General features: G+C 72.5%; 23 protein-coding genes and 1 pseudogene. 12 read left to right on the top strand and 12 right to left on the bottom strand.

The window, feature by feature from the left end; translation table 11 throughout:
- Positions 1-37 precede the first annotated feature (37 nt).
- Entirely contained in the window at positions 38-649 is a 612-nt protein-coding gene (locus ACN6LM_RS26160) for a hypothetical protein (RefSeq protein ID WP_445067836.1), read from the bottom strand.
- A gap of 229 nt (positions 650-878) precedes the next feature.
- Here ACN6LM_RS26160 and ACN6LM_RS26155 point away from each other — a divergent pair, with 229 nt between their 5' ends.
- Positions 879-3,719, top strand: a complete 2,841-nt coding sequence (locus ACN6LM_RS26155) for a penicillin acylase family protein (protein ID WP_445067835.1) — start codon at positions 879-881, stop codon at positions 3,717-3,719.
- A 90-nt stretch (positions 3,720-3,809) separates the two neighbouring features.
- On the opposite strand, the pseudogene ACN6LM_RS26150 reads toward ACN6LM_RS26155, so the two are convergent.
- Positions 3,810-5,093 (bottom strand): annotated as a pseudogene (locus ACN6LM_RS26150) (exo-beta-N-acetylmuramidase NamZ family protein); the annotation flags it as partial.
- Between the two features lie 184 nt (positions 5,094-5,277).
- Here ACN6LM_RS26150 and ACN6LM_RS26145 point away from each other — a divergent pair.
- Genes ACN6LM_RS26145 through ACN6LM_RS26135 form a run of 3 tightly spaced genes read left to right on the top strand, consistent with a single transcriptional unit; the run spans position 5,278 to position 8,330 of the window.
- On the top strand, positions 5,278-6,042 hold the full coding sequence (locus ACN6LM_RS26145; protein WP_445067834.1) for an SDR family oxidoreductase: 765 nt from the start codon (positions 5,278-5,280) through the stop codon (positions 6,040-6,042).
- The gene (locus tag ACN6LM_RS26140) at positions 6,039-7,697 is read left to right on the top strand and encodes an AMP-binding protein (protein WP_445067833.1); all 1,659 of its coding nucleotides are present in this window, start codon (positions 6,039-6,041) and stop codon (positions 7,695-7,697) included. The genes ACN6LM_RS26145 and ACN6LM_RS26140 overlap by 4 nt, the downstream gene beginning before the upstream one ends.
- 39 nt (positions 7,698-7,736) lie before the next feature.
- Entirely contained in the window at positions 7,737-8,330 is a 594-nt protein-coding gene (locus ACN6LM_RS26135; protein ID WP_018103668.1) for a TetR/AcrR family transcriptional regulator, read from the top strand.
- Here ACN6LM_RS26135 and ACN6LM_RS26130 read toward each other — a convergent pair.
- On the bottom strand, positions 8,320-9,213 hold the full coding sequence (locus ACN6LM_RS26130) for a LysR family transcriptional regulator (protein ID WP_445067832.1): 894 nt from the start codon (positions 9,211-9,213) through the stop codon (positions 8,320-8,322). The two genes, ACN6LM_RS26135 and ACN6LM_RS26130, sit on opposite strands and share 11 nt — an antisense overlap.
- Positions 9,214-9,287: 74 nt before the next feature.
- Between ACN6LM_RS26130 and ACN6LM_RS26125 the strand changes: the two genes are divergently transcribed.
- The gene (locus ACN6LM_RS26125) at positions 9,288-9,452 is read left to right on the top strand and encodes a hypothetical protein (protein WP_445067831.1); all 165 of its coding nucleotides are present in this window, start codon (positions 9,288-9,290) and stop codon (positions 9,450-9,452) included.
- A gap of 4 nt (positions 9,453-9,456) precedes the next feature.
- Here ACN6LM_RS26125 and ACN6LM_RS26120 read toward each other — a convergent pair whose 3' ends face one another.
- Both ACN6LM_RS26120 and ACN6LM_RS26115 read right to left on the bottom strand, forming a co-directional pair.
- The gene (locus ACN6LM_RS26120; protein ID WP_445067830.1) at positions 9,457-10,671 is read right to left on the bottom strand and encodes an acyl-CoA dehydrogenase family protein; all 1,215 of its coding nucleotides are present in this window, start codon (positions 10,669-10,671) and stop codon (positions 9,457-9,459) included.
- 6 nt (positions 10,672-10,677) lie between these two features.
- Positions 10,678-11,700 (bottom strand): phosphotransferase family protein, encoded by a 1,023-nt coding sequence (locus ACN6LM_RS26115; RefSeq protein WP_445067829.1) that lies wholly within the window; start codon positions 11,698-11,700, stop codon positions 10,678-10,680.
- Between the two features lie 153 nt (positions 11,701-11,853).
- Between ACN6LM_RS26115 and ACN6LM_RS26110 the strand changes: the two genes are divergently transcribed.
- Together ACN6LM_RS26110 and ACN6LM_RS26105 are read left to right on the top strand one after the other, a co-directional pair.
- Positions 11,854-13,143, top strand: a complete 1,290-nt coding sequence (locus ACN6LM_RS26110; RefSeq protein WP_445067828.1) for a glucarate dehydratase family protein — start codon at positions 11,854-11,856, stop codon at positions 13,141-13,143.
- Between the two features lie 49 nt (positions 13,144-13,192).
- On the top strand, positions 13,193-14,137 hold the full coding sequence (locus ACN6LM_RS26105) for an NADP-dependent oxidoreductase (RefSeq protein ID WP_445067827.1): 945 nt from the start codon (positions 13,193-13,195) through the stop codon (positions 14,135-14,137).
- Positions 14,138-14,212: 75 nt separating this feature from the next.
- On the opposite strand, the gene ACN6LM_RS26100 is transcribed toward ACN6LM_RS26105, so the two are convergent.
- The 4 genes from ACN6LM_RS26100 to ACN6LM_RS26085 are packed head-to-tail and all read right to left on the bottom strand — an operon-like array spanning position 14,213 to position 16,420.
- On the bottom strand, positions 14,213-14,524 hold the full coding sequence (locus ACN6LM_RS26100) for a DUF202 domain-containing protein (RefSeq protein WP_445067826.1): 312 nt from the start codon (positions 14,522-14,524) through the stop codon (positions 14,213-14,215).
- Positions 14,521-14,916, bottom strand: a complete 396-nt coding sequence (locus tag ACN6LM_RS26095; RefSeq protein ID WP_445067825.1) for a YidH family protein — start codon at positions 14,914-14,916, stop codon at positions 14,521-14,523. Before ACN6LM_RS26095 ends, ACN6LM_RS26100 begins: the two co-directional genes overlap by 4 nt.
- Positions 14,917-14,968: 52 nt before the next feature.
- On the bottom strand, positions 14,969-15,481 hold the full coding sequence (locus ACN6LM_RS26090) for an NUDIX domain-containing protein (protein ID WP_445067824.1): 513 nt from the start codon (positions 15,479-15,481) through the stop codon (positions 14,969-14,971).
- A 48-nt stretch (positions 15,482-15,529) separates the two neighbouring features.
- On the bottom strand, positions 15,530-16,420 hold the full coding sequence (locus ACN6LM_RS26085; protein ID WP_445067823.1) for a DMT family transporter: 891 nt from the start codon (positions 16,418-16,420) through the stop codon (positions 15,530-15,532).
- Positions 16,421-16,602: 182 nt separating this feature from the next.
- On the opposite strand from ACN6LM_RS26085, the gene ACN6LM_RS26080 reads away from it, so the two are divergent.
- Both ACN6LM_RS26080 and ACN6LM_RS26075 read left to right on the top strand, forming a co-directional pair.
- Positions 16,603-18,258: an FAD-binding dehydrogenase gene (locus ACN6LM_RS26080; RefSeq protein ID WP_445067822.1), complete on the top strand. Its 1,656-nt coding sequence runs from the start codon at positions 16,603-16,605 to the stop codon at positions 18,256-18,258.
- 84 nt (positions 18,259-18,342) lie between these two features.
- Positions 18,343-19,593 carry an FUSC family protein gene (locus ACN6LM_RS26075; protein WP_445067821.1) on the top strand — a complete coding sequence of 417 codons (1,251 nt, stop codon included), beginning with the start codon at positions 18,343-18,345 and terminating at the stop codon, positions 19,591-19,593.
- Positions 19,594-19,600: 7 nt separating this feature from the next.
- Here ACN6LM_RS26075 and ACN6LM_RS26070 read toward each other — a convergent pair whose 3' ends face one another.
- Positions 19,601-20,041, bottom strand: coding sequence for an ASCH domain-containing protein (locus tag ACN6LM_RS26070; RefSeq protein WP_445067820.1), 441 nt, complete (start codon positions 20,039-20,041; stop codon positions 19,601-19,603).
- 183 nt (positions 20,042-20,224) lie between these two features.
- Between ACN6LM_RS26070 and ACN6LM_RS26065 the strand changes: the two genes are divergently transcribed.
- Both ACN6LM_RS26065 and ACN6LM_RS26060 read left to right on the top strand, forming a co-directional pair.
- Positions 20,225-20,890, top strand: a complete 666-nt coding sequence (locus ACN6LM_RS26065; RefSeq protein WP_445067838.1) for a molybdopterin-dependent oxidoreductase — start codon at positions 20,225-20,227, stop codon at positions 20,888-20,890.
- Positions 20,832-21,515 (top strand): cytochrome b/b6 domain-containing protein, encoded by a 684-nt coding sequence (locus tag ACN6LM_RS26060; RefSeq protein WP_445067819.1) that lies wholly within the window; start codon positions 20,832-20,834, stop codon positions 21,513-21,515. The genes ACN6LM_RS26065 and ACN6LM_RS26060 overlap by 59 nt, the downstream gene beginning before the upstream one ends.
- Here the strand turns inward: ACN6LM_RS26060 and ACN6LM_RS26055 are convergent.
- Positions 21,501-22,898, bottom strand: coding sequence for a GntP family permease (locus tag ACN6LM_RS26055; RefSeq protein ID WP_445067818.1), 1,398 nt, complete (start codon positions 22,896-22,898; stop codon positions 21,501-21,503). The two genes, ACN6LM_RS26060 and ACN6LM_RS26055, sit on opposite strands and share 15 nt — an antisense overlap.
- Before the next feature lie 11 nt (positions 22,899-22,909).
- Positions 22,910-23,419 (bottom strand): gluconokinase, encoded by a 510-nt coding sequence (locus tag ACN6LM_RS26050; RefSeq protein WP_164398436.1) that lies wholly within the window; start codon positions 23,417-23,419, stop codon positions 22,910-22,912.
- Positions 23,420-23,561: 142 nt separating this feature from the next.
- Between ACN6LM_RS26050 and ACN6LM_RS26045 the strand changes: the two genes are divergently transcribed.
- Positions 23,562-24,263 (top strand): FadR/GntR family transcriptional regulator, encoded by a 702-nt coding sequence (locus ACN6LM_RS26045; RefSeq protein ID WP_164398435.1) that lies wholly within the window; start codon positions 23,562-23,564, stop codon positions 24,261-24,263.
- Positions 24,264-24,329 lie beyond the last annotated feature (66 nt).

Here is a 24,329-nt window from a genome sequence, read left to right as displayed (position 1 = left end):
GAGTGGCCCGCGCGGCGGGCCGCTCCTCTCCCGGGTCTCAGGCCACCGTCGCCAGGTCGCCCGCGCGGTCCCGGCGGGCCCGCGCCAGGGCCGCCGGGGTGAGCACGGGCTGCGGCACCACGATCCCGCACCCGGTGCAGACCGGGCCCGACCACGGCTCGCTGTCCAGGTCGTGCCGCCAGGTGATCCTGGTCCTGCCGCACACCGGGCAGCCGGTGCCGGGCTCCGCCTCCAGGGCCGAGATCAGCCGGGCCAGGACCTCGGCGAGCGGGGCCGAGGGGTGGACCGCCGGGTCGTCGCAGCGCGCGACGCCGTTGCCGCCCCAGGTGCGCCGGTGCCAGTCGTCGAAGGCGCCGGGCCGGCGCAGCCCCCGGTGCTTCTCCCGCCTGCGGCGCTCCGCGAACCCCGCCTCGTAACCGAGCCAGACCGTGCGGGCCCGCTCCAGCTCCTCCAGTGCCCGCACCAGCCGCACCGGGTCCGGGGCCCGGTCCTCGGGGGCTATGCCGTGCCGCGCGCACAGATGGTCCCAGGTGGCCCGGTGCCCGTAAGGGGCGAAGCGCTCCAGGCACTTGCGCAGCGAGTACCGCCGCAGTGCCAGATCGCTCCTCGGGTCGCGGACCTGTCTCGCCAGACTCCGGAAACCGGCCATTGAGCCGCCACCTCCGTCGCTCGTACTCCGTCGCCCGTACTTCGGCGTCAGGGGATGGACGTACGACTGCCCGGATCGGCTCCATCCAAGGGGTGAAGCGTCCGAAAGATGAGACGCGGCACAGAATCCGACGGCATGTGGTGATTCGGAAAAGGTGACCGATGTTCACCTTACCGGTCGGTCATACCGCCGGTAACCTGCCGCGCATCGGCCTCTCGGAGGAGTACGCATGCCCCCACGCACCCGTATGACCGCCCGCACCGGTACCACCAGAGCCGCCGCCCTGGCCGCGGCTCTCGCCCTCGGCACGTCCCTGCTCGCCGCGGCTCCCCACGCGGGCGCCGCCGAGGCGGACCCCGTCCCCGACTACTGCCAGGGGCAGTGCGACGACATCCTGCCGCCCGGCGAGAACGGCAACGCCACCCTGGTGGAGATCCTGGGCAACAAGGCGTTCGGCACCCATCCCGCGCACAGCGACGACCAGCTCGACCGGTACGACGGCCTGGTCGCCGGGCACACCGGGCTCACCGACCAGAAGCTCACCGACTTCTTCAACGACGCCTCGTTCGGCGTGCCGAAGGACCAGGTCGAGTCCGTCACCTCGCCGCGCGACGACGTCACCATCACCCGCGACAAGTCCTCCGGCGTCCCGCACATCAAGGGCACCACCCGCTACGGCACCGAGTTCGGCGCCGGGTACGCGGCCGGGCAGGACCGGCTGTGGCTGATGGACCTCTTCCGGCACATCGGACGCGGCGAACTGACCTCGTTCGCCGGCGGGGCCCTCGCCAACCAGGGCCTGGAGCAGCAGTTCTGGCCGCAGGCCCCGTACACCGAGGCCGATCTGGAGGCCCAGGTCGAGTACATCAGGACCCATGAGGGGGCCAGGGGCGAGCAGGCGATGGCGGACGCGCAGGCGTACGTCGACGGGATCAACGCCTACCGCAAGAAGTCCAAGGACGGCCGCTACTTCCCCGGCGAGTACGTCCTGACCGGCAAGATCGACGCCATCACGAACATCGGCGAGATCCAGCCGTTCAAGCTGACCGACCTGATCTCCATCGCCTCGGTCGTCGGCGGCCAGTTCGGCGGCGGGGGCGGCGGCGAGGTGCAGGCGGCGCTCTCGCTGCTCTCCGCGCAGCAGAAGTACGGCGTCGCCGAGGGCACGAAGGTCTGGGAGTCGTTCCGCCAGCGCAACGACCCCGAGGCCGTGCTCACCATCCACGACGGCACCTCCTTCCCGTACGCGAACAAGCCCGCCAACGCCGTCGGCACGGCCCTCCCGGACCGGGGCTCGGTCACCGCCGAACCCCTGATCCACGACCGCACCGGCTCGGCGGGCACCGGGGTGAAGGCCCCCGTCAAGGCGCCGGCCACGCTCAGGAAGGCGCAGGGCATCTTCGACGACGGCGTCATCCCGGAGGGCTCGCTGCCCGGGTCCGGCCCCGGCGCCCAGAAGCGCGGGATGTCCAACGCCCTGCTGGTGTCCGGCAAGCACACCGCGAGCGGTAACCCGGTCGCCGTGTTCGGGCCGCAGACCGGCTACTTCGCCCCGCAGCTGATGATGCTCCAGGAGATCCAGGGCCCCGGCCTCAGCGCGCGCGGCGTCTCCTTCGCCGGTGTCGGCATGTACATCCAGATGGGCCGGGGCCAGGACTACGCCTGGAGCGCCACCTCGGCCGGCCAGGACATCACGGACACCTACGCCGTCGGCCTGTGCGAGCCCGACGGCTCCACGCCCACCAAGGACTCGACGCACTACCTCTACCGGGGCGCCTGCACCGCGATGGAGAAGATGGAGAAGACCAACTCCTGGAAGCCGACCGTCGCCGACTCCACCGCCAAGGGCTCGTACCGGATGCAGGTCTGGCGCACGAACTACGGCATCGTCACCCACCGCGCCACGGTGGCCGGCAAGCCCGTCGCGTACACCTCGCTCCGCTCCACCTACCGGCACGAGGCCGACTCGATCATCGGCTTCCAGATGCTCAACGACCCGGCGTACGTCACCGACGCGGCGTCCTTCCAGCGGGCGGCGAGCAGCATCGACTACGCCTTCAACTGGTTCTACGCCGACTCCCGCACCGCCGCGTACTACAACAGCGGGATGAACCCGGTGCGCGCGCCCGGCGTCGACCCGGCACTGCCCGTCCGCGCCGAGAGGGCGTACGAGTGGCAGGGTTACGACCCGGCCGCCAACACCGCCTCGTACACCGCCTTCGCCGAGCACCCGCACTCCAGCGGCCAGGACTACTACATCTCCTGGAACAACAAGCAGGCCGAGGGGTACGCGGCGGCCGGCTTCGGGCTCAGCGCGGTGCACCGGGGCGACCTGCTGGACGACCGGGTGTCGAAGCTCGTCGCCGAGGGCGGCGTGACCCGTGCCTCGCTCACCCGGGCCATGGCGGACGCGGCCCTCACCGACCTGCGCGGTGAACAGCTGCTGCCCGAGCTGCTGAAGGTCGTCCGCTCCCAGCCGGTCACCGACCCGGACCTGAACGCGGTGGTCCAGCAGCTGGACTCCTGGCGCGCGGCGGGCGCGCAGCGCAAGGAGACGAGCCCGGGCTCGCACACGTACGGGCACGCCGACGCGGTGCGGATCATGGACGCGTGGTGGCCGAGGCTGATCGAGGCGGAGTTCCGGCCCGGTCTCGGTGACGACCTGTACGGCGCGCTCACCGCGAACCTCGCCACCGATGAGTCCCCGGCCGCCAGCCACGGGCCGAGCGGGGCGCACAGCGGCTCGGCCTTCCAGTACGGCTGGTGGGGCTTCGCCGACAAGGACCTGCGCCAGGTGCTCGGGCAGCAGGTCAAGGGCCCGCTGGCCAAGTCGTACTGCGGGGGCGGCGACCTGAGCGCCTGCCGCACGGCGCTGCTGACCTCGCTCAAGGAGGCGGCGGCGGTCCCGGCGGCCGAGGTCTACCCGGCCGACGACAACTGCAAGGCCGGCGAGCAGTGGTGCACGGACTCGATCATCCACCGTGCGCTGGGCGGCATCTCCCAGAAGGCCATCCACTGGCAGAACCGCCCGACGTACCAGCAGGTGGTGGAGTTCCCGAGCCACCGGTAAACCCAGCCCGTCCGGCGTTTGAGGACGGAACCGGCTCGCCGGGGGGGCCCGCGCACAGGCAACACGTGCGCGGGCCCGCCCGCGCACTGACCGGTACTGCAGGTACCGCTTCCGCACGGCCCGGAACGCCGCGAGGTCGTCCGCCCACGCGCCGACGACCTCGTCCAGGTCCGCCCCCGCGTCGATCATCGTGCGGACCCGGGTGTTGCCCGTCAGCTTGTCGATCCAGTTGTCCGACCGCCACGCGAACCCGCTCCACGTCCGCTTCGCGGTGATCAGCAGCGCGATCCCCGTACGCACCGGGTCGAAGATTTCGCGGTCCTGTACGTGCAGCTGCACCCCGCCCACGGTCCTGCCCTGGAACTTCGAGAACGTCGGTGCGAAGTACGCCTCGCGGAACGCCACCCCGGGCAGATCGAGCGCGTTGGCGGCGTCCGCCCACGCGTGGTCGATGCCCTCCGCGCCCAGCAGCTCGAACGGGCGCGTCGTGCCGCGCCCCTCGGACAGGTTCGTCCCCTCGAAGAGGCAGGTGCCGGAGTAGACGAGGGCCGTGTCGGGCGTCGGCATGTTGGGGCTCGGCGGCACCCACGGCAGGCCCGTCGTGTCGAAGAAGTCGGAGCGCGACCACCCCGACATCTTCACGGTCTCCAGCTCGGCCGGGCGCTCCTTCAGGAACTCCCCGTTGAACAGCAGCGCCAGCTCGGTCACCGTCATCCCGTGCGCCTGGGAGATCTCCCGGCGCCCCACGAACGTGCCGAACGCCGGGTCGAGCACCGGACCGAGCGCCGCCCGCCCCGACACCGGGTTCGGCCGGTCCAGCACGACGAACCTCTTGCCCGCGAGCGCCGCCGCCTCCATGCAGTCGTACAGCGTCCAGATGTACGTGTAGAAGCGGGCACCGGCGTCCTGGATGTCGAAGACGATCGTGTCCACGCCCGACGCCGTGAAGACGTCGGCGAGCGCCTGACCGCTCTTCAGATACGTGTCGTAGACCGGCAGCCCGGTCGCCGGGTCGTCGTAGCGGCCCTCGGAGCCGCCCGCCTGCGCGGTCCCCCGGAAGCCGTGCTCGGGGCCGAAGACCGCGGTGAGGTCCACCCGGCCGTCCGGGTGCATCACGTCCACGATGTGCCGGACGTCGGACGTGATCCCGGTCGGATTGGTGACGACGCCGACGCGCTGCCCCTTCAGCAGGGCGTAGCCGTCCGCCGCCAGCCGGTCGAAGCCGGTACGGACCCGCTGCCCGCCGCCGTTCCCGTGCCCGCGGCCCTTGCCGTGCGGCGCACCGGCCGCCGCCGGCCCGGCCGAGGCGGCCGTGGCCGCGAGGGCTCCCATCGCACCGCCGGCGGTCAGCAAACCACGCCTGGACAGGCTCATTCGGCTACCTCCAAGATCGCGACGAGTGTCATGGTCACGCACGCTAGCGCGCGGACGGGCCCGGGGGAACGTGTCGGACGGGGACGCTGCGCCGGGAGTGGCGGATGAGACGGTTCCCCCTCTTCCCACACGACATACCGACTGGTTAGTCTGCCCGTGCAGTCGGCTGAGAGGTGCGAGAGCGATGAGTACGGTGCAGGGCGCGGGCGTAGTGGTCACCGGGGCCGGGGGCGGCATCGGCGCCGCCCTCGCCCGCAGATTCGCCGCCGAGGGCGCACGGGTCGTCGTCAACGACCTCGACGCGTCCCGGATCGAGGTGCTCGCCGAGGAGATCGGCGCCACCGCCGTCGCCGGGGACGCCTCCCGGATCGTGGACGCCGCCCGGGACGCCCTGGACGGCACCGTCGACGTCTACTGCGCCAACGCGGGCCTCGCCTCGCCGGGCGACCCGCTGGCCGACGAGGAGGTCTGGGCCGCGGCCTGGGACGTCAACGTGATGGCCCACGTCCGGGCGGCCCGCGCGCTGCTCCCGGACTGGCTGGAGCGCGGCAGCGGCCGGTTCGTCGCCACCGCGTCCGCCGCCGGGCTGCTCACCATGATCGGCGCGGCCCCGTACAGCGTCACCAAGCACGGCGCGGTCGCCTTCGCGGAGTGGCTGTCGCTGACCTACCGGCACCGGGGCGTCAAGGTCCACGCGATCTGCCCGCAGGGCGTGCGCACGGACATGCTCACCGCCGCCGGATCGGCCGGCGAGCTCGTCCTCGCCCCCGGCGCCATCGAGCCCGAGGCCGTCGCGGACGCCCTGTTCGACGCCATGGCCGAGGACCGGTTCCTGGTCCTGCCGCACCCCGAGGTCGCCGGCTACTACGAAGCCAGGGCCGCCGACACCGACCGCTGGATCCGCGGGATGAACCGCCTCCAGCGCACCTGGGAGGAGACCGGAGCATGACCGAGTCCATCTACGCGGCGAAGCCCTGGCTCCCGCTGCTCAGCGAGGCCCAGCGGGCCCCCGTCCACCCCGCCGAGACCCTGGTGCACGCCTTCCGCGCGTCGGTGGGCCGCACCCCGGACCACCCGGCGCTCGCCTACTTCGACGGCCGCCTGAGCTACCGCGAGACGGACGGGCTATCCGACTCCGTGGCCGGCCACCTCGCCGCCCGGGGCCTGGAGCGCGGCGACCGGGTCGCGATCATGCTCCAGAACTCCCCGCAGTTCGTCCTCGCGCTCCTCGGCGCCTGGAAGGCCGGCGCCACCGTCGTCCCGCTCAACCCGATGTACAAGTCCGCCGAGGTCGGCCACGTGCTCAAGGACGCCCGGGTCACCGCCCTCATCTGCTCGGACCGGGCCTGGGACGCGTACCTCCGGGACACCGCCGCGGCCGCGCCCGGCGTCCGGATCGCGCTCACCGCCTGCGAGCTGGACCTCCAGACGAAGAACGACGAGCGGGTACTGAACTTCGAGCGGCTGCCCGCCGCCGGGGACGCCGACGACCTGGTCGCCGTCGCCCGCCAGGGCCTCGCCGCCCCCGCGGGCCGGGAACCCGCCGCCTCCGACACCGCGCTGATCAGCTACACCTCCGGGACCAGCGGCACCCCCAAGGGCGCCATGAACTCCCACGGCAACATCATGGTCAACGCCGAACGCCAGCGCACCGGCCACCCGGTCCCGGAGGGCGCCGCCTACTTCGCGCTCGCCCCGCTCTTCCACATCACCGGCATGGTCTGCCAGCTGGCCGCCTGCCTCACCAACGCGGGCACCCTCGTCCTCGCCTACCGCTTCCACCCCGGTGTCGTCCTCGACGCCTTCGCCGAGCACCGCCCCGCGTACACCGTCGGGCCCTCCACCGCCTTCATGGCGCTGGCCGCGACGCCCGGCGTGACGCCCGAGCACTTCGCGTCCTTCCAGGTCATCTCCTCCGGCGGCGCGCCGCTGCCGCCCGCACTCGTGGAGAAGTTCCGGGCGGGCTTCGGGCCGTACATCCGCAACGGCTACGGGCTCACCGAGTGCACCGCCCCCTGCGCCTCCGTGCCCCCGGAGCGCGAGGCGCCCGTCGACCCCGTCTCCGGCACCCTCTCGGTCGGCGTGCCGGGCCCGGACACCGTCGTCCGCATCCTCGACGAGAACGGTGCCGAGGTGCCCTTCGGGGAGCAGGGCGAGATCGCGGTGCGCGGTCCGCAGGTCGTCTCCGGCTACTGGGGGCTGCCCGAGGCCACCGAGGCCGCCTTCCCCGACGGCGAGCTGCGCACCGGCGACATCGGCTTCATGGACCGCGAGGGCTGGCTCTACGTGGTCGACCGCAAGAAGGACATGATCAACGCCTCCGGTTTCAAGGTGTGGCCCCGCGAGGTGGAGGACGTCCTCTACACGCACCCGGCCGTCCGCGAGGCCGCCGTCGTGGGCGTGCCCGACGCCTACCGGGGCGAGACGGTCCGGGCGTACGTCAGCCTGCGTCCGGGCGCGTCCGTGGAGCCGGACGAGCTGGGGGCGTACTGCAAGGAACGGCTCGCGGCGTACAAATACCCGCGCGAGGTCGAGATCCTGGCCGAGCTGCCCAAGACGGCAAGTGGGAAGATCCTCAGGCGGGAACTGCGTTCAGCCCGCTAGAACAGACATTCGCGTACGCACGGAAGGAAGGCGGCGGCTATGGCCAAGGAGACGGACGGGAGCGGCACCCCCGTCCCCCAGCGACTGCTGGCCGCCGCCACCCGGCTCTTCGCCGAGCAGGGCTACGACCGCACCTCGGTGCAGGAGATCGTGGAGGCGGCCGGCGTCACCAAGGGGGCCCTGTACCACTACTTCGGCTCCAAGGAGGACCTGCTCCAGGAGGTGTACGCCCGGGTGCTGCGCCTCCAGCAGGAGCGGCTCGACGCCTTCGCCAACGCCGAGGCGCCCATCGAGCAGCGGCTGCGCGACGCGGCGGCCGACGTGGTCGTCACCACCATCGAGAACCTGGACGACGCCTCGATCTTCTTCCGCTCCATGCACCACCTGAGCCCGGAGAAGAACAAGCAGGTACGGGGCGAGCGGCGGCGCTACCACGAGCGCTTCCGCGCCCTGGTCGAGGAGGGCCAGCGCAGCGGGGTGTTCTCCACGGCCACCCCGGCGGACCTCATCGTGGACTACCACTTCGGCTCGGTCCACCACCTGTCGACCTGGTACCGCCCGGACGGCCCCCTCACTCCGCAGGAGGTCGCCGACCACCTCGCCGACCTCCTGCTGCGGGCGCTCAGACCGTAGCGGCGGCGCCCTGTCCGCCGCACAGCTGCCCGAGCAGCGCCCCCGCCGCCGGGTTGCGCGGCCGGGGCGCCCGGCCCACCAGCAGCACCGTCCGGCCCGGCTCCGGCTGCCGGATGGTCACGCACGGCAGCCCCGCGTCCTCCCCTATCCGGCGCGGCACGATCGCCACCCCGATGCCCGCCCGGACGAGGTCGACGAGGAGCCGGATCTGCGTGACGTCGCAGGTGATGCGGCGCTCCAGACCGCAGTGCGCGGCCAGCCGGCGCACCGCCGTCTCCAGGCCCGTGCCCGCCCGGAAGTCCACGAACGGCTCCTCGGCGAGGTCCTTGATCAGGGTGCGCCCCGCCCTTGCGAGGGGGTGCCCGGGCGCGGTGATCAGCACCAGCTCCTCGTGCCAGGTGGCGAACGCGGTGATGCCCTCCGGCAGTTCGGCGGCGTCCGGCGCCAGATAGGCGAGGTCCAGCTCCCCGGCGCGGACCGCCGCGACCAGCTCCGGTGTCGTCGCCTCGCGCAGTGAGATCTGCACCCCGGGCCACAGCCGGTGGAACGCGGCCAGCTCGGCGGCCAGGTCGACGCAGGTCAGCGTCTGGATCGTGCCGACGCGGACCCGCCCCGTGGCCAGCCCCGACACCGCCGCCACCGCGTCCCGGGCGGCGTCCGTCCCCGCGAGCACCGTCCGCGCGGCGGGCAGCAGCGCCCGGCCCGCCTCGGTGAGGACCACCCGGCGGCCGGTGCGGTCGAACAGCTCGGCGCCCAGTTCCCGTTCCAGGTTGCGCACGGACGTGCTCAGCGCCGACTGCACGATCAGCTCGGCGCGGGCGGCGGCGGTGAAGCTGCCGTGCGTGATCACCGCCATGAAGTGGCGGAGCTGGCGTATCTCCATGCATCTACGGTAGCGATGGCTCCCAGCGAATCCATCTGTTGGACCGCCTCCCGGACCGGGGCCAAGCTGGATTCATGGCGCACATCCAGAGCACCACCCGCATCCCCGCCCTGTGGACCGTGGCCTACGGCCCCCACCGTCCCCGCACGGTCCGCCTCATGGCCCGCACCCTGCTGCGGGTACGGGCCTTCGCCCGCGAACTGGCCCTGGCCGACCACATACCGTCCGGGGGTTATTGAAGCGCTACAGGTACTTCTTGATCTCGCGCCGGGCCAGCGAGCGCTGGTGGACCTCGTCCGGGCCGTCGGCGAGCCGCAGCGTCCGGGCCGAGGCCCACAGCTCGGCGAGCGGGAAGTCCTGGCTCACCCCGCCCGCGCCGTGCAGCTGCACGGCCCGGTCGAGGATGTCGACCACGGCGCGCGGAGTCGCGATCTTGATGGACTGGATCTCGGTGTGCGCGCCCCGGTTGCCTACGGTGTCCATCAGCCAGGCCGTCTTCAGCACCAGCAGCCGCAGCTGCTCGACGGTGACCCGGGCGTCCGCGATCCAGTTCTGCACGACGCCCTGCTGGGCGAGCGGCTTGCCGAATGCGGTACGGGAGACCGCGCGCCGGCACATCAGCTCGATCGCGCGCTCCGCCATGCCGATGAGCCGCATGCAGTGGTGGATGCGGCCCGGACCCAGCCGCGCCTGGGCGATGGCGAAGCCGCCGCCCTCCTCGCCGATCAGGTTCGACGCCGGAACGCGCACGTCCTCGAAGACGACCTCCGCGTGGCCGCCGTGCCAGTGGTCCTCGTAGCCGTACACCTGCATGGCGCGCTTCACCGTCAGACCGGGGGTGTCCCGGGGGACGAGGATCTGCGACTGCTGGCGGCGGATGTCCGCACCGTCCGGGTCCGTCTTGCCCATCACGATGAAGATCTCGCAGTCCGGGTTCATCGCACCGGAGATGTACCACTTGCGGCCGTTGATGACGTAGTCACCGCCGTCGCGGGTGATCCGGGTCTCGATGTTGGTCGCGTCCGAGGAGGCGACCTCCGGCTCCGTCATCGCGAAGGCGGACCGGATCTCCCCGGCCAGCAGCGGTTCCAGCCACCGCTTCTTCTGCTCGTCCGTACCGAACTCGGCCAGCACCTCCATGTTCCCGGTGTCCGGCGCCGCGCAGTTCGTCGCGGTGGGCGCCAGACGGGGCGAGCGGCCCAGGATCTCCGCGAGCGGCGCGTACTGGAGGTTGCTCAGCCCGGCCCCGTGCTCCGTGCCCGGCAGGAAGAGGTTCCACAGGCCCTGCCTGCGGGCCTCCGCCTTCAGGTCCTCCACGATCCGCGGGGTCTGCCAGGGCGAGTCGAGCCCGGCGCGCTGCTCGTCGGCGATCCGCTCGGCCGGGTGGACGTGCTCGTCCATGAAGGCGAGGAGCCGGGTGCGCAGCTCCTCGGTACGGGCGTCGAATGCGAAGTCCATGGGGGTTCAGCCTTCCTGGAGGGTGGTGAGGCCGTGCTCGATGAAGACGGGGACGAGGTCGCCGATGCGGTCGAAGCCGCCGCCGACCGTCTGGCCCAGGGTGTAGCGGTAGTGGATGCCCTCCAGGATCACGGCGAGCTTGAACCAGGCGAACGCCGTGTACCAGGAGATGGCGGAGGTGTCGCGGCCGGAGCGGGCCGCGTAGCGCTCGATCAGCTCGGCGGGGGCGGGGTGGCCGGGTGCGCCGCTGGTGGTGGAGACGGGCGACTCGGGCAGCCCCAGGTCGGAGCTGTACATGACGAGCAGCCCGAGGTCGGTGAGCGGGTCGCCGAGCGTGGACATCTCCCAGTCGAGGACGGCCTTGATCTCGTCGTCGGCACCGATCAGCGCGTTGTCCAGGCGGTAGTCGCCGTGCACCACCGTGGGCGCGGGGGAGACGGGCAGGTCGCGGCCGAGCGCCGCGTGCAGCTCCTCGATGCCGGGCAGCTCGCGGTTGCGGGAGGCGTCCAGCTGCTTGCCCCAGCGGCGCAGCTGCCGGTCCAGGAAGCCCTCGGGCCGCCCGAAGTCGCCGAGACCGACCGCCCCGGGGTCCACGGCGTGCAGCTCGACCAGCGTGTCGACCAGGGCGAGCACCGCGGCGCGGGTGCGCTCCGGGCCGAGCGGGGTCAGCTGCTCGGCCGTGCGGTACGGGGTGCCCTCGACGTACTCCATGACGTAGAACGGCGCGCCGGTCACCGAGTCGTCCTCGCAGAGCAGGATCGGTTCGGGGACCGGCACCGCCGTCGGGTGCAGGGCGCTGATCACCCGGTGCTCGCGCTTCATGTCGTGCGCGGTGGCCAGGACGTGCCCCAGCGGCGGCCGGCGCACGACCCACTGGCCGGTGCCGTCGGTGACGACGTACGTCAGGTTCGAGCGGCCGCCCTCCACGACTCGGGCGTCCAGCGGTCCGTCCACCAGTCCCGGGCGCTCGCGGTCCAGGTGTCCGCGCAGCCGGTCGAGATCGAGACCTGGCGGATGGACGTGGCTCATCGTGCGTACCTCCGGGGTGGGCGAACGGTCGCTCTCATGATGCCGACCAGTCGGTATGTCGTCCAGTGCGTCCCCCGAACCGGATGCGGAGTCTCCGGTACCGGTAAGGCCGGGCCCCTGGTGTTCGGTCGCATCCCTGAATAGGGTTCACGTATGGATACCGCGCTGCTCATCGACGAAGTCCGGCTGACCCCGATCCTCATCGCCGACCCGCCCCTGCTCAACACCCAGGGCGTCCACCAGCCGTACACGCCCCGGCTCGTCGTCGAGGTCGTCACCCGGGGCGGGGTCACCGGGGTCGGGGAGACCTATGGCGACGGCAAGTACCTGGAGCTCGCGAAGCCCCTGGCCGCCGCCCTGCCGGGCCGCCCGGTCAGCGATGTGAACGGGCTGTTCGCCCTGGCCGACGAGGTGTGCGGCGACTCACGGGCGGCCGACGAGCGGGTCGACGCGGGCGGGCTGCGCGGTGTGCAGACCGCGGACAAGCTGCGGCTCTCGGTGGTCTCCGGCTTCGAGGTGGCCTGCCTGGACGCGCTCGGCAAGGCCGTCGGGCTCCCGGTGCACGCACTGCTCGGCGGCAAGGTCCGCGACCGGGTCGAGTACAGCGCGTACCTCTTCTACCGCTGGGCCGAGCACCCGGAGGGCGGCGAGCGCGACGACTGGGGCGCCGCCCTCGACCCGGCCGGCGTCGTCGCCCAGGCCCGCCGCTTCGCCCGCGACCACGGCTTCTCCTCCTTCAAGCTCAAGGGCGGCGTGTTCCCGCCGGACGAGGAGATCGCCGCCGTCCGCGCGCTCGCCGAGGCGTTCCCCGGGCAGCCACTGCGTCTGGACCCCAACGGCGCCTGGTCCGTGGAGACCTCGCAGTACGTCGCCGAGCAGCTGAAGGACGTCCTCGAATACCTGGAGGACCCGGCGAGCGGCACGGACGCGATGGCCGCCGTCTCGGCCTCCACCGGCGTGCCGCTGGCCACCAACATGTGCGTCACGACGCTCGCCGAGGTCCCCGAGGCCTTCGCCCGGGACGCCGTCCAGGTCGTGCTGTCCGACCACCACTACTGGGGCGGGCTGCACCGCACCCGCGAGCTCGCCGCGATCTGCCGCCTGCACGGCGTCGGGCTCTCGATGCACTCCAACACCCACCTGGGGATCAGCCTCGCCGCGATGACGCACGTCGCGGCCACCGTCCCCAACCTGGACTACGCCTGCGACAGCCACTACCCCTGGCAGTCCGAGGACGTCATCACCGCCCGCCATGTCTTCGAGGACGGCCGCCTCACCGTCTCCGACGCCCCCGGCCTCGGCGTCGAACTCGACCGGGACCGGCTCGCGGAGCTGCACCGCCGCTGGCTCGACGACGACGGCGCGATGCGCGAGCGCGACGACGCCGCCGCGATGCGCAAGGCCGAGCCGGACTGGCGGACCCCCTCGATCCCGCGCTGGTGACGGCACCGGCTGAGTTGCGGGCACACCGCCCCGCCGCGAGGGTCGGAGCATGAAGGCGATCAGTTACAGCCGGTTCGGCGACGAGGATGTCCTGGAGTACGGCGAGCGGCCCGACCCGAAGGTGGGCCCCGACACCGTCCTGGTGAAGGTGCGGGCCGCCGCTGTGAACCCGGTCGACCGGGCGACCCGGGAAGGGAAGCTCGACGGCATCCTCGACACGGTCTTCCCGGTCATCCCCGGCTGGGACGTCTCCGGGGTCGTCGTGCAGCCGGGCGTCGCGGTGGACGAGTTCGCGGTGGGCGACGAGGTCATCGGCTACGTACGCGAGGACTTCCTCAGCCGGGGGACCTTCGCCGAGTACGTGGCGGCGCCCGTGCGCACCCTCGCGCGCAAGCCCCTGCGCCTGAGCTTCGAGGAGGCGGCGGGCCTGCCCCTGGCCGGCCTCACCGCCTATCAGGTGCTCCACCGCGTCCTGCGTGTCCAGGAGGGCGAGACGGTCCTCGTCCACGCGGCGGCGGGCGGCGTCGGCTCGCTCGCCGTCCAGCTCGCCCGGCACGCCGGCTGCCGCGTCATCGGCACCGCCGGCGAACACAACCACGACCACCTGCGCACGCTCGGCGCGGAGCCCGTGGAGTACGGGGACGGGCTGGCGGACCGGCTGCGGGCACTGGCCCCCGACGGCATCGACGCCGCCTTCGACACGGTGGGCGGGGACGCGCTGCGCGCCTCCGCGGAGACCCTGGCCCCCGAGGGCCGCCTGGCCTCCATCGTGGACACCGAGGTGTTCTCGTACGGCGGCCGGTACGCGTTCGTCCGGCCCGACGCCGACGACCTGGCACACCTCGCCGGACTGGCCGAGCAGGGGATCGTCACCGTGCACGTCGACCGGGTCTTCCCGCTGGCCGAGACGGCGGCCGCCCAGCGGCTCAACGCGGAGGGCCGGACCCGGGGCAAGATCGTCGTCAGCGTGGACTGGGACGCGCCGGAGGGGTGAGCGGGGGACCGGGACGCGCCGGAGGGGTGAGCGGGGGACCGGGACGCGCCGGAGGGGTGAGCCGGGGCGCGGCCCTCAGAACAGCATCGCCGCCGCGAACACCGCCAGCGCCACCGTGCACGCGGCGGCCGTGATCGCGCCCGCCGCCTCCATGGGCTCCGGGCGGGCGCCGCCCATGCTCTGCACCCGGCGGTGGGCGACCAGAAGGAACCCCAGCCAGGCCAGGGCGCTCAGGGACAGCGCGATGACCCCCGCGCCCGTCGCCCCGCCGTGCAGCGTCTGCTTCACGGCCAGCACCGCGGCCACCGTGCAGGACAGCGTCGTACGCCGCCACGCCAGCCGGGTCCGCTCCGGCTGGAGCCCCGGGTCGCGCTCCCCGGCGGTCACCGGCCCTCCCAGCCGAAGAGCACCACCACCACCATCGCCACCGCCACCACGGCGACCGCGACGCTCAGCAGCGTCGGGAAGCGCGAGACCGGCAGGTCCTCGCCGCGCCGCATCGCCCGCTCGCACCGCACCCAGTGGTTGACCGCCCGCAGCGCGCACAGCACACCCGCCGCGAGCAGCGCGAGCGACACACCCGCCCGCACCCATCCGGACAGCTCCGGCAGGAACTGGTCGACCGCGAAGCCGCCGCCGATCAGGGCCAGGGCGGTCCGGATCCAGGCGAGGAAGGTCCGCTCGTTGGCGAGCGAGAAGCGGTAGTCGGGCGTCTCGCCCTCGGCGCGGATGCGCTGCGGTGCGAACCACAGCCGCAGGCTCTGTACAAAATCGTTCACGCCTGGACCTTATCCGCCATTTTTCCGTTCACTTCCGACCGGCTCAGCCGGCTCAGTCGGCTTCCCGGAACGCCCGCAGCCGCCGGTAGCAGTCCAGCCCGTCCGGCACCCACAGCCAGTCGCCGAGCCGCCGCTCCAGCTCCGCGTCGTCCAGGAAGGTGTGCCAGGCGACCTCCTCCACCTGCGGGTTCACCGGCAGCTCGCACCTGACCCGGTAGACCGACGACCACCAGGTGTGGCGGCCGTCCTCGTACAGGAACTTGAACAGCGGCTCCGGGCGCGGGAGCCCCGAGACGCCCAGCTCCTCCTCGGCCTCCCGCAGCGCCGCCTCGTCGTAGCCCTCACCCGCGCCGACCACCCCGCCGACGAACATGTCGTAGTGCGAGGGGAACACCAGCTTGCTCGCGGTCCTGCGGTGCACGAAGACCCGGCCCTCGGCGTCCCGCGCCTCGACGAAGACGCACCGGTGGCGCAGCCCGCGGGCGGTCGCCTCGCCGCGCGGGGCCTGCCCCACGACCACGTCGTTCTCGTCGACGATGTCCAGGATCTCGTCAGAAGGGTTCATGCCCGCCATCCAACCGCAGGCCCCGGGCGGCCCGGCACCGCCCCGCGCTCAGTGCCGCTGGAGGCTGTGCGTACCGCGCCGCACCGGGCCCTCCGGCATCGCCGGATGCAGCCCCAGCAGCACGATGCCCGTCACGATCGCCGCGAGCCCCGTGGCCTGCCAGGCCAGCGCGCCCGTGTCCGTCCGCACCTGGTCGCCCAGGAAGCCGATCCCGCAGGCGATCCCGGCCAGCGGCTGGGCCGCCGTCAGCGCGGGCAGCGACATCCGCAGCGGACCCGTCTCGAAGGCGCTCTGCACCAGCAGCAGGCCCGTCACCCCGAGCACGAGCACCACGTACGGCTGCCAGGACGTCAGCAGGCCCGACCAGCCGGCCGCCGAGAAACGCTCACCGCTCACCCGGGTCAGCGCGTCCTGCAAGCCGTAGAGCAGCCCGGCCGCCACCGCGAGCAGCGCCGGGGACATCCGCGACCTGCGACGTTTGGCGTAGGCGGTCAGCAGCAGGGCGAGCCCGGCCACCACCCCGACGACCAGCCAGTGCCGCAGCGGGCTCGACACCGCCTCGCCGCCCTTCGGCTCGCCCGCCACCAGGAACGCGGCGACCCCGAGGGCCAGCAGCCAGAGCCCCGCCCAGCCCTGCCGGCCGAGCCGCTGGCCGGTGCGGTGCCGGGACAGGGCCATGGCGAAGAGCAGGTTCGTCGCCAGCAGGGGTTCCACGACGGAGACCTCGCCCTTGCCGAGCGCCAGCGCCCCGAGCACCATGCCGCACACCATGAGCCCGATGCCGGCCAGCCAGCTGCGCACCTTCATCAGGTCGAGCAGCAGCCGGAACGTCAGGTAGTCGCGCTTGGGCGCGTGGGCGGCGGCGGCCTGCTGGAACACGAAGCCGAAGCCCAGACAGCAGGCGGCCGTCACGGCGAGCACGAGGACCAGCACCGACACGCTTGTCCACCCCACGTCAGGCCGGAGGAGGGTGATGTGTTCCGACGATAACCGCCCGCCCCCGCCGGTGCGGCGACGGCGCGGCCGACCGGGGCGGACGACCGGGCGGTTGACGCGGGGAGGTGCGGTGCCCAAGATCTGACGCACCAGTAACTTCGCGAGCCCCGACAAGGATGGAAACCATGGCGTACGACGCTGATGTGATCGTGATCGGGGCGGGGCTCGCCGGGCTCGTGGCCACCGCGGAACTGGTGGACGCGGGGCGCTCGGTCATCGTGCTCGACCAGGAGCCCGAGCAGTCGCTCGGCGGCCAGGCGCACTGGTCCTTCGGCGGACTCTTCCTCGTGGACTCGCCCGAACAGCGCCGGATGCGCATCAGGGACAGCCATGAGCTGGCCCTCCAGGACTGGCTGGGCACGGCCGGTTTCGACCGCGAGGAGGACCACTGGCCGCGCCAGTGGGCCGAGGCGTACGTCGACTTCGCGGCCGGCGAGAAGCGCTCCTGGCTGCACGCCCAGGGCATGCGGTTCTTCCCCGTCGTCGGCTGGGCCGAGCGCGGCGGCTACGACGCGAACGGCCACGGCAACTCCGTCCCCCGCTTCCACATCACCTGGGGCACCGGACCCGGCGTCGTCGCCCCCTTCGAGCGCCGGGTCCGCGAGGGCGTCGCCAAGGGCCTGGTCACCTTCCGCTTCCGCCACCGGGTCACCGGCCTCGCCCGTACGGGAGGCGCCGTCGACACGGTGACCGGCGAGGTCCTGGAGCCGAGCGCCGCACCGCGCGGAACCGCCAGCGGCCGGGGGAGCACCGGCACCTTCGAGCTCAGGGCCCAGGCGGTGATCGTCACCTCCGGCGGCATCGGCGGCAACCACGACCTCGTACGCGCCCAGTGGCCCGAACGGCTCGGCACCCCGCCGGCCAAGCTGCTCTCCGGCGTGCCCGCGCACGTCGACGGGCTGATGCTCGGTGTCGCCGAGAAGGCGGGCGCCCACCACATCAACCGCGACCGGATGTGGCACTACACCGAGGGCATCGAGAACTGGGACCCCATCTGGGACAAGCACGCCATCCGGATCCTGCCCGGCCCGTCCTCGCTCTGGCTGGACGCCACCGGCAAGCGGCTGCCCGTCCCGCTCTTCCCCGGCTTCGACACGCTGGGCACCCTCGAACACATCATGCGGACCGGCCACGGGTACACCTGGTTCGTGCTGGACCAGAAGATCATCGGCAAGGAGTTCGCGCTCTCCGGTTCCGAACAGAACCCCGACCTGACCGGCAAGTCGGTCCGCGGCGTGATCGGCCGCGCCCGCGCCGACGTCCCGGGTCCCGTGAAGGCGTTCATGGACCACGGGGCGGACTTCGTCGTGGAGAAGGACCTCGGCTCCCTCGTACGCGGCATGAACGCGCTCACCGGGGACGGCCTCATCGACGAGGACGCGCTGCGCCGCGAGATCACCGCCCGCGACCGGGAGATCGCCAACCCCTTCACCAAGGACCTCCAGATCACCGCGATCCGGGGCGCCCGCAGCTACCTGGGCGACAAACTGATCCGCACGGCGACGCCCCACCGCATCCTCGACCCGAAGGCCGGGCCGCTCATCGCCGTACGGCTGAACATCCTGACCCGCAAGTCGCTCGGCGGCCTGGAGACCGACCTGTCCTCGCGCGTCCTGACCGGCGACGGCACCCCGCTGCCCGGGGTGTACGCGGCGGGGGAGGCGGCCGGCTTCGGCGGCGGCGGGGTGCACGGATACCGCTCGCTGGAGGGCACCTTCCTGGGCGGCTGCATCTTCTCCGGCCGCGCGGCGGGCCGGGCGGCGGCGAAGGCGGTCGGCTGAGGCTTCCGCCCCGGGCGCGTCCGTCCGGTGGGGTTCCTGGGGCACAACCGTGGGGAGACGCCTCTATCCGGGCATGGGAAGAAGATGCCAGGAGTAGCCGAACCCGTCATCAACCTCGTCCGGCGCACCACGGAGCCCGTGGCGGCGCAGACCCTGCGCTCCACGGGCGCCGCCGTCATCGCCTATGCCGTGGCGACCGCGACCCTGACCGAGCCCGCCCCCCTGACCGCACCGCTGACCGCGCTGCTCGTCGTCCAGGTCACCCTCTACGCCACCGTCAACATGTCGGTCAAGCGTGTGGTGGCCGTCGTCGTCGGCGTCCTCATCGCGAGCGGCTTCAGTTCCCTGGTCGGCATTTCCTGGTGGAGCCTGGGGCTGACCATCTTCACGGCGCTGATCATCGGCAGACTGGTCCGTGTGGACGAGTTCGTCCCCGAGGTGGCGATCAGCGCCATGCTCGTCCTCGGCGTCACCTCGCAGACCGCGCGGTCCACCATGGCGTGGGAGCGCGTGTACGAGACACTGATCGGCGCCGGTGTGGGCCTGCTGTTCAACCTGCTGTTCGCCCCGCCCGTCTGGGTGCAGACCGCGGGCGCCTCCATCGACGGGCTGGCCCGCGAGATGGGGCAGATGTTCCGCGATCTGGGGAGCGACCTGGCCCGCCCGGTCACCGTCGCGCAGGCGGCCGACCGGCTGCACCGGGCCCGCCGTCTCGACCACGACATCGTGGAGGTGGACGCCTCGCTGCGGCAGGCCGAGGAAAGCCTCATGTACAACCCGAGGGTGCGGCAGGGGCTGCTGCACCGCGTGGTGCTGCGGACGGGTCTGGACACGCTGGAGATCTGCGCCGTCGTCGTCCGGGTGCTGTCCAGGACCCTGACCGACCTCGCCAAGGACCGGGGCGACGCGCCCCAGTTCCCGGCCGAGGTCGCGGCCCACATGACGGAACTGTTCGAGCAGATGGCGGGGGCCATCGAGAGCTTCTCGCTGCTCATCACGACCCCGGTCGCCGCCAGCGCCGAGGAGGCCGAGGACCGGCTCACCGAAGCCCTCGACACCAGCCGGAGGACCCGCGACCTGGTGGCGGACATGCTGCTGGCCGCCGTCCAGGAGCACCCCCGGAAGTGGCAGCTGCACGGGGCGCTGCTCGCCGAGGTGGACCGCATCCTGGACGAGCTGGACATCGAGAAGCGCGCCGAGCGCCTGGGCCAGGAGCTCGACCGCCGCTCGGCCGTGCTGCACGAACGCCACCCCCGGCTGCTCGCGTTCCGTCGCCGCCTGGGCCTGGTGAAGGGCGGGGGCCGGAGCAAGCGGGCCGAGGCCGAGGTGCGGTGAGACCCGGTCAGCCCTCCGCGCCCGCCTCGATGCGCTCGACCACCCGGAACCGCTCGATGACGATCATCGTCTCGTCGTCCACCGTGAACTCCGGGTCGCCGAGCGCGTCGCGCATCTCCTCGCTGTGCCAGAACCGCTCGTGGCCCGCCCGCCACTCGGCGACCGAGGCGTAGCCCTCGCCCTCGTCCAGCGCGTGCTGGAGCTCGACGTCCGCCAGTCGCAGCACCCGTACCTCCGTCACTTCGAGTACGGCGATCTCCCGGCCCTCCGAGTCGATGAGGGCGGACCGCTCACCGACCGGCGGCAGCTCCTCCTGCTCGATCTCGTACTCCACGAGCAGTCCGGAGGTCGACACCTTCCGTCCGTCCAGGACCGCGGCGACCAGCTGGTCGCGCAGCGGCCCCGGGAAGGCGAGCAGAAAGGGCTTGAGTGCTTCACGGTTCGGCATGGCGCCAGTCTGGCACCCGGCCCGGCCCCGGTGCGCGGGTAAATCTGACGAGCTGGTGACGGCCCGCCGCCGGCCCTGGCGCCCGTGCGCCCGGGGTGCTCGAATCGTCGGGTGAACACTTCCCCGCCCGACGACGGCCCGGACGGCGCCGGCGCCCCCGTCGGCCGCCGTGTGGTCCTGGCCATGCTGGGCCTCGGCGCCGCCGGACTCGTCGCCGCCCCCGTACTGCAACGGACCCTGGAATCGGGTCTGGGCGCGGTCGCGGACAAGGACCCCACCGGGCTCACCGGGCTGCTGCCCAACGGCGGCGGCTTCCGCTACTACTCGGTGGCCTCCTCCGTACCGGCCAAGGGCGCCGCCGACTACCGGCTGACGGTGGACGGGCTGGTCGACCGCCCGGCCACGTACACGCTGGACGCGCTGCGCGGGATGCGGCAGACCCGTACCGTCCGGGACGTCCAGTGCGTCACCGGCTGGCGGGTTCCGGAAACCGCCTTCGAGGGCGTGCGGCTCTCCGCCCTGCTGGACGCGGCCGGGGTGCGGCCGAGTGCGAAGGCCGTCCGCTTCACCTGCTTCGACGGGACCTACAGCGAGAGCCTGACCCTCGCCCAGGCCCGCCGCGCCGATGTGCTCGTGGCGCTGCGGATGAACGACAAGCCGGTGTCGCACGCCCACGGCGGGCCGGTACGGCTCTACGTGGCCCCGATGTACTTCTACAAGTCGGCGAAATGGCTCTCCGGGATCACCGTCACGGACTCCGTACGCCCCGGTTACTGGGAGAAGCTCGGTTATGACGTCGATGCCTGGGTCGGCCGGTCCAACGGCCGCGACGACGCCCCCACCGTCTGACCCGGCCGGCCGGGTCCACCGGTTCGCCCGCCCGGTGCGCCTGGTGCACCGGACCACCGCCGCGCTGATGCTGCTGTGCGTGGCCTCGGCCGCCTGCCTGTACGTGCCGCAGTTCGCCGAACTCGTCGGGCGCCGCCACCTCGTGGTCACCGTGCACGAGTGGTCCGGGCTGCTCATTCCCGTACCGCTGCTCGCGGGTCTGGCGGCGCGGACGCTGCGGGCGGACCTGCGGCGGCTCAACCGGTTCGGGCCGCACGACCGGCAGTGGCTGCGGGCGGCGCTGCGGCGCGACCGGCGGCCCGGGGCGCGGCCGGCCGGGAAGTTCAACGCCGGGCAGAAGCTGTACGCGGCGTGGATCGCCGGGGCGGTGCTGGTCATGGCCGGCACCGGACTGCTGATGTGGTTCACCGGGTTCGCCCCGCTGGTGTGGCGCACCGCCGCGACCTTCGTCCACGACTGGCTGGCCCTCGCGGCCGGACTGGTGCTGGCCGGCCACATCGCCATGGCGTACGCCGACCCGGAGGCACGCCGCGGCATGCGCTCCGGGTCGGTGGGCCGGGAGTGGGCCCGCCGCGAGCACCCGCTGTGGGCGCCCGACGGGCGGGACCGCCTAGAGGATCAGTGACAGCAGCAGGATGAAGACCAGCGAGACCACGGAGATGATGGTCTCCATCACCGACCAGGTCTTCACCGTCTGGCCCACGTCCATGCCGAAGTACTCCTTCACCAGCCAGAAACCGGCGTCGTTGACATGGCTGAAGAAGAGCGAGCCCGCGCCGACGGCGAGGACCAGCAGGGCCGCGTGCGAGGTCGACATGTCGGCCGCGAGCGGGGCGACCAGGCCGGCCGCCGAGATCGTGGCCACGGTCGCCGAGCCGGTCGCGAGCCGGATCGCGACGGCGATCAGCCAGCCGAGGAGCAGGGCGGGGATCGACCAGTCCTCGGAGAAGTCCAGGATCATCTGGCCCACGCCCGCGTCGATCAGCGTCTGCTTGAAGCCGCCGCCCGCGCCCACGATGAGCAGCACACCGGCGATCGGCGCGAGGGACTTCTCCACGGTCGTGGAGAGCCGCGCCTTGGTGAAGCCCGCCGCCCGGCCCAGCGTGAACATGCCGACGATCACGGCCGCGAGGAGCGCGATCAGCGGCGAGCCGATCACGTCGGTGACCTTCTGGAGCCCCTGCTCCGGATCGTCCACCACGATGTCCACGAGCGCCTTGATCAGCATCAGCACGACGGGCAGCAGGATCGTGGCGAGGGTGGCGCCGAAGCCGGGGCGGCGCTCCAGGTCCTCCGAGGGACGCTGCGGGATCATCTTCTCCGGCGCCTTGATGTCCACCCAGCGGGCGGCGTAACGCGAGAAGACCGGTCCGGCCAGGATCACCGTCGGGATGGCGACGACCACACCGAGGGCCAGCGTGACGCCGAGGTTGGCGTCGAGCGCGTCGATCGCGACGAGCGGGCCGGGGTGCGGCGGAATGAGGCCGTGCATCACGGACAGGCCCGCCAGGGCCGGGATGCCGACGCGCATCAGGGAGTAGTTGCCGCGCTTGGCGACGAGCAGCACGACCGGGATCAGCAGGACGATCCCGACCTCGAAGAACAGCGGCAGACCGATGATCGAGGCGATGAGGACCATCGCCCACGGCATGGCCCGCTTGCTCGTCCGCGCCAGGATCGTGTCCACGATCTGGTCGGCGCCGCCGGAGTCCGCGAGCAGCTTGCCCAGGATCGCGCCGAGCGCGATCAGGACGCCGACGCCCGCGACGGTCGAGCCGAGGCCCGCGGTGAAGCTCGCTATCGTCTTCGCCGGCGCGGCACCGGCGAACGAGCCGAGCGCCAGCGAGCCGATGGTGAGCGCGAGGAACGCGTGCATCTTGAACTTGGTGATGAGCAGGACGATGACGGCGATGCCCGCCAGGACGGCGATGCCCAACTGCGCGTTGCCTGCCGAGGTGATCGGTTCGGCGGCTTCCGCTGCCAGCGTCTCGACGCTGAGACTGGTCACGGTGGTGATCCTTAGCTGTCGAGCCGGCGCAACGCGGCGACGGCTCGCTGGGTGATTTCTTCGGGGGTGCCGGAGACGTCCACGGCGACGCCGGCCTCGTCGTCCTCCAGGGGCTGGAGGGTGGCGAACTGCGAGTCGAGGAGCGCGGTCGGCATGAAGTGGCCCTTGCGGCCCGCCATCCGCTCCTCGATCAGGGAACGGTCACCGGTCAGGTGGAGGAAGACGGCGCCCGGGGCCTCGGCGCGCAGCCGGTCCCGGTAGGAGCGCTTGAGCGCGGAGCTGCTGACGACACCGCCGAGGCCCGCCCGGCCGTGCGCCCAGCGCCCGATCGCGTCGAGCCAGGGCCACCGGTCCGCGTCGTCCAGCGGGGTGCCGGCCGACATCTTGGCGATGTTGGCGGGGGGATGGAAGTCGTCGCCCTCGGCGTACGGGACGCCCAGTGCGTCGGCGAGCAGGGGACCGATCGTGGTCTTGCCGGTTCCTGCCACGCCCATCACCACGACGACGTGGGGGGTGCTCATAGCGGTGCCTCGCTGTCTCTTCGATGTCTTCCTCGACATCGGTCCGTCGCGCCACTGAAACCTATACGTACGACTTATTCAAGAGGGTGTGACGTAAACGTCGTACTTAATGGTCTCGGAGGCGGCCCCGTACCCTTGGTCCATGACCACACCTGCCCAGGGGCTCCACACGCATGTCCTGGACACCCTGGGCCTGGAGATCGCCGCCGGGGAGCACCCGCCCGGCCAGGTCCTGCGCACCGACGAGCTGGCCCAGCGCTTCGACGTCTCGCGCACGGTGGTCCGCGAGGTGATCCGGGTCCTGGAGTCCATGCACCTGGTCGAGTCCCGCCGCCGCGTCGGCGTGACCGTCCGGCCGGCCGAGGCGTGGAACGTGTACGACCCCCAGGTCATCCGGTGGCGGCTGGCCGGCGCCGACCGCCCCCGCCAGCTGCGCTCCCTCACCGTGCTGCGCTCCGCGATCGAACCGGTCGCCGCCTCGCTCGCCGCCCGCCACGCCACCCCGGAGCAGTGCGCCGAGCTGACCGAGCGCGCCCTCGGCATGGTCGCCACCTCGCGGGGCCAGCAGCTGGAGGGCTACCTCGCCCACGACATCGCCTTCCACCGCATCGTCCTCAACGCCTCCGGCAACGAGATGTTCGCGCGCCTGGGCGACGTGGTCGCCGAGGTCCTCGCGGGCCGCACCCACCACCAGGTGATGTTCGAGGACCCCGATCCGGCGGCCGTCACCCTCCACGTCCGGCTCGCCGAGGCCGTGCGCGCCGGGGACGCGGCCGAGGCCGAGCGGCTCACGCGGGAGATCGCCGTCGGCGCCCTGCATGAGCTGGACGTTCTCGCGCCCTGAGACCGGCCCACGCCCGGCACCGCGTACCGTTGCCCGTGATCGATCCCGGCAAGGCCGGGAGCACCG

The sequence above is a fragment of the Streptomyces sp. SAS_281 genome, assembly GCF_052542855.1.
This window is presented reverse-complemented; position numbering and strand designations above follow the sequence as displayed.

Bases quoted from the DNA above. Each gene is read 5' to 3' on its own strand.
- ACN6LM_RS26115 (WP_445067829.1), bottom strand. From the start codon at position 11,700: ATGAGCCACGTCCATCCGCCAGGTCTCGATCTCGACCGGCTGCGCGGA.
- ACN6LM_RS26140 (WP_445067833.1), top strand. From the start codon at position 6,039: ATGACCGAGTCCATCTACGCGGCGAAGCCCTGGCTCCCGCTGCTCAGC.
- ACN6LM_RS26130 (WP_445067832.1), bottom strand. From the start codon at position 9,213: ATGGAGATACGCCAGCTCCGCCACTTCATGGCGGTGATCACGCACGGC.
- ACN6LM_RS26160 (WP_445067836.1), bottom strand. From the start codon at position 649: ATGGCCGGTTTCCGGAGTCTGGCGAGACAGGTCCGCGACCCGAGGAGC.
- ACN6LM_RS26070 (WP_445067820.1), bottom strand. From the start codon at position 20,041: ATGCCGAACCGTGAAGCACTCAAGCCCTTTCTGCTCGCCTTCCCGGGG.
- ACN6LM_RS26075 (WP_445067821.1), top strand. From the start codon at position 18,343: ATGCCAGGAGTAGCCGAACCCGTCATCAACCTCGTCCGGCGCACCACG.
- ACN6LM_RS26135 (WP_018103668.1), top strand. From the start codon at position 7,737: ATGGCCAAGGAGACGGACGGGAGCGGCACCCCCGTCCCCCAGCGACTG.
- ACN6LM_RS26155 (WP_445067835.1), top strand. From the start codon at position 879: ATGCCCCCACGCACCCGTATGACCGCCCGCACCGGTACCACCAGAGCC.
- ACN6LM_RS26145 (WP_445067834.1), top strand. From the start codon at position 5,278: ATGAGTACGGTGCAGGGCGCGGGCGTAGTGGTCACCGGGGCCGGGGGC.
- ACN6LM_RS26125 (WP_445067831.1), top strand. From the start codon at position 9,288: ATGGCGCACATCCAGAGCACCACCCGCATCCCCGCCCTGTGGACCGTG.
- ACN6LM_RS26110 (WP_445067828.1), top strand. From the start codon at position 11,854: ATGGATACCGCGCTGCTCATCGACGAAGTCCGGCTGACCCCGATCCTC.
- ACN6LM_RS26050 (WP_164398436.1), bottom strand. From the start codon at position 23,419: ATGAGCACCCCCCACGTCGTCGTGGTGATGGGCGTGGCAGGAACCGGC.
- ACN6LM_RS26105 (WP_445067827.1), top strand. From the start codon at position 13,193: ATGAAGGCGATCAGTTACAGCCGGTTCGGCGACGAGGATGTCCTGGAG.
- ACN6LM_RS26045 (WP_164398435.1), top strand. From the start codon at position 23,562: ATGACCACACCTGCCCAGGGGCTCCACACGCATGTCCTGGACACCCTG.
- ACN6LM_RS26060 (WP_445067819.1), top strand. From the start codon at position 20,832: ATGACGTCGATGCCTGGGTCGGCCGGTCCAACGGCCGCGACGACGCCC.
- ACN6LM_RS26065 (WP_445067838.1), top strand. From the start codon at position 20,225: ATGCTGGGCCTCGGCGCCGCCGGACTCGTCGCCGCCCCCGTACTGCAA.
- ACN6LM_RS26080 (WP_445067822.1), top strand. From the start codon at position 16,603: ATGGCGTACGACGCTGATGTGATCGTGATCGGGGCGGGGCTCGCCGGG.
- ACN6LM_RS26120 (WP_445067830.1), bottom strand. From the start codon at position 10,671: ATGGACTTCGCATTCGACGCCCGTACCGAGGAGCTGCGCACCCGGCTC.
- ACN6LM_RS26090 (WP_445067824.1), bottom strand. From the start codon at position 15,481: ATGAACCCTTCTGACGAGATCCTGGACATCGTCGACGAGAACGACGTG.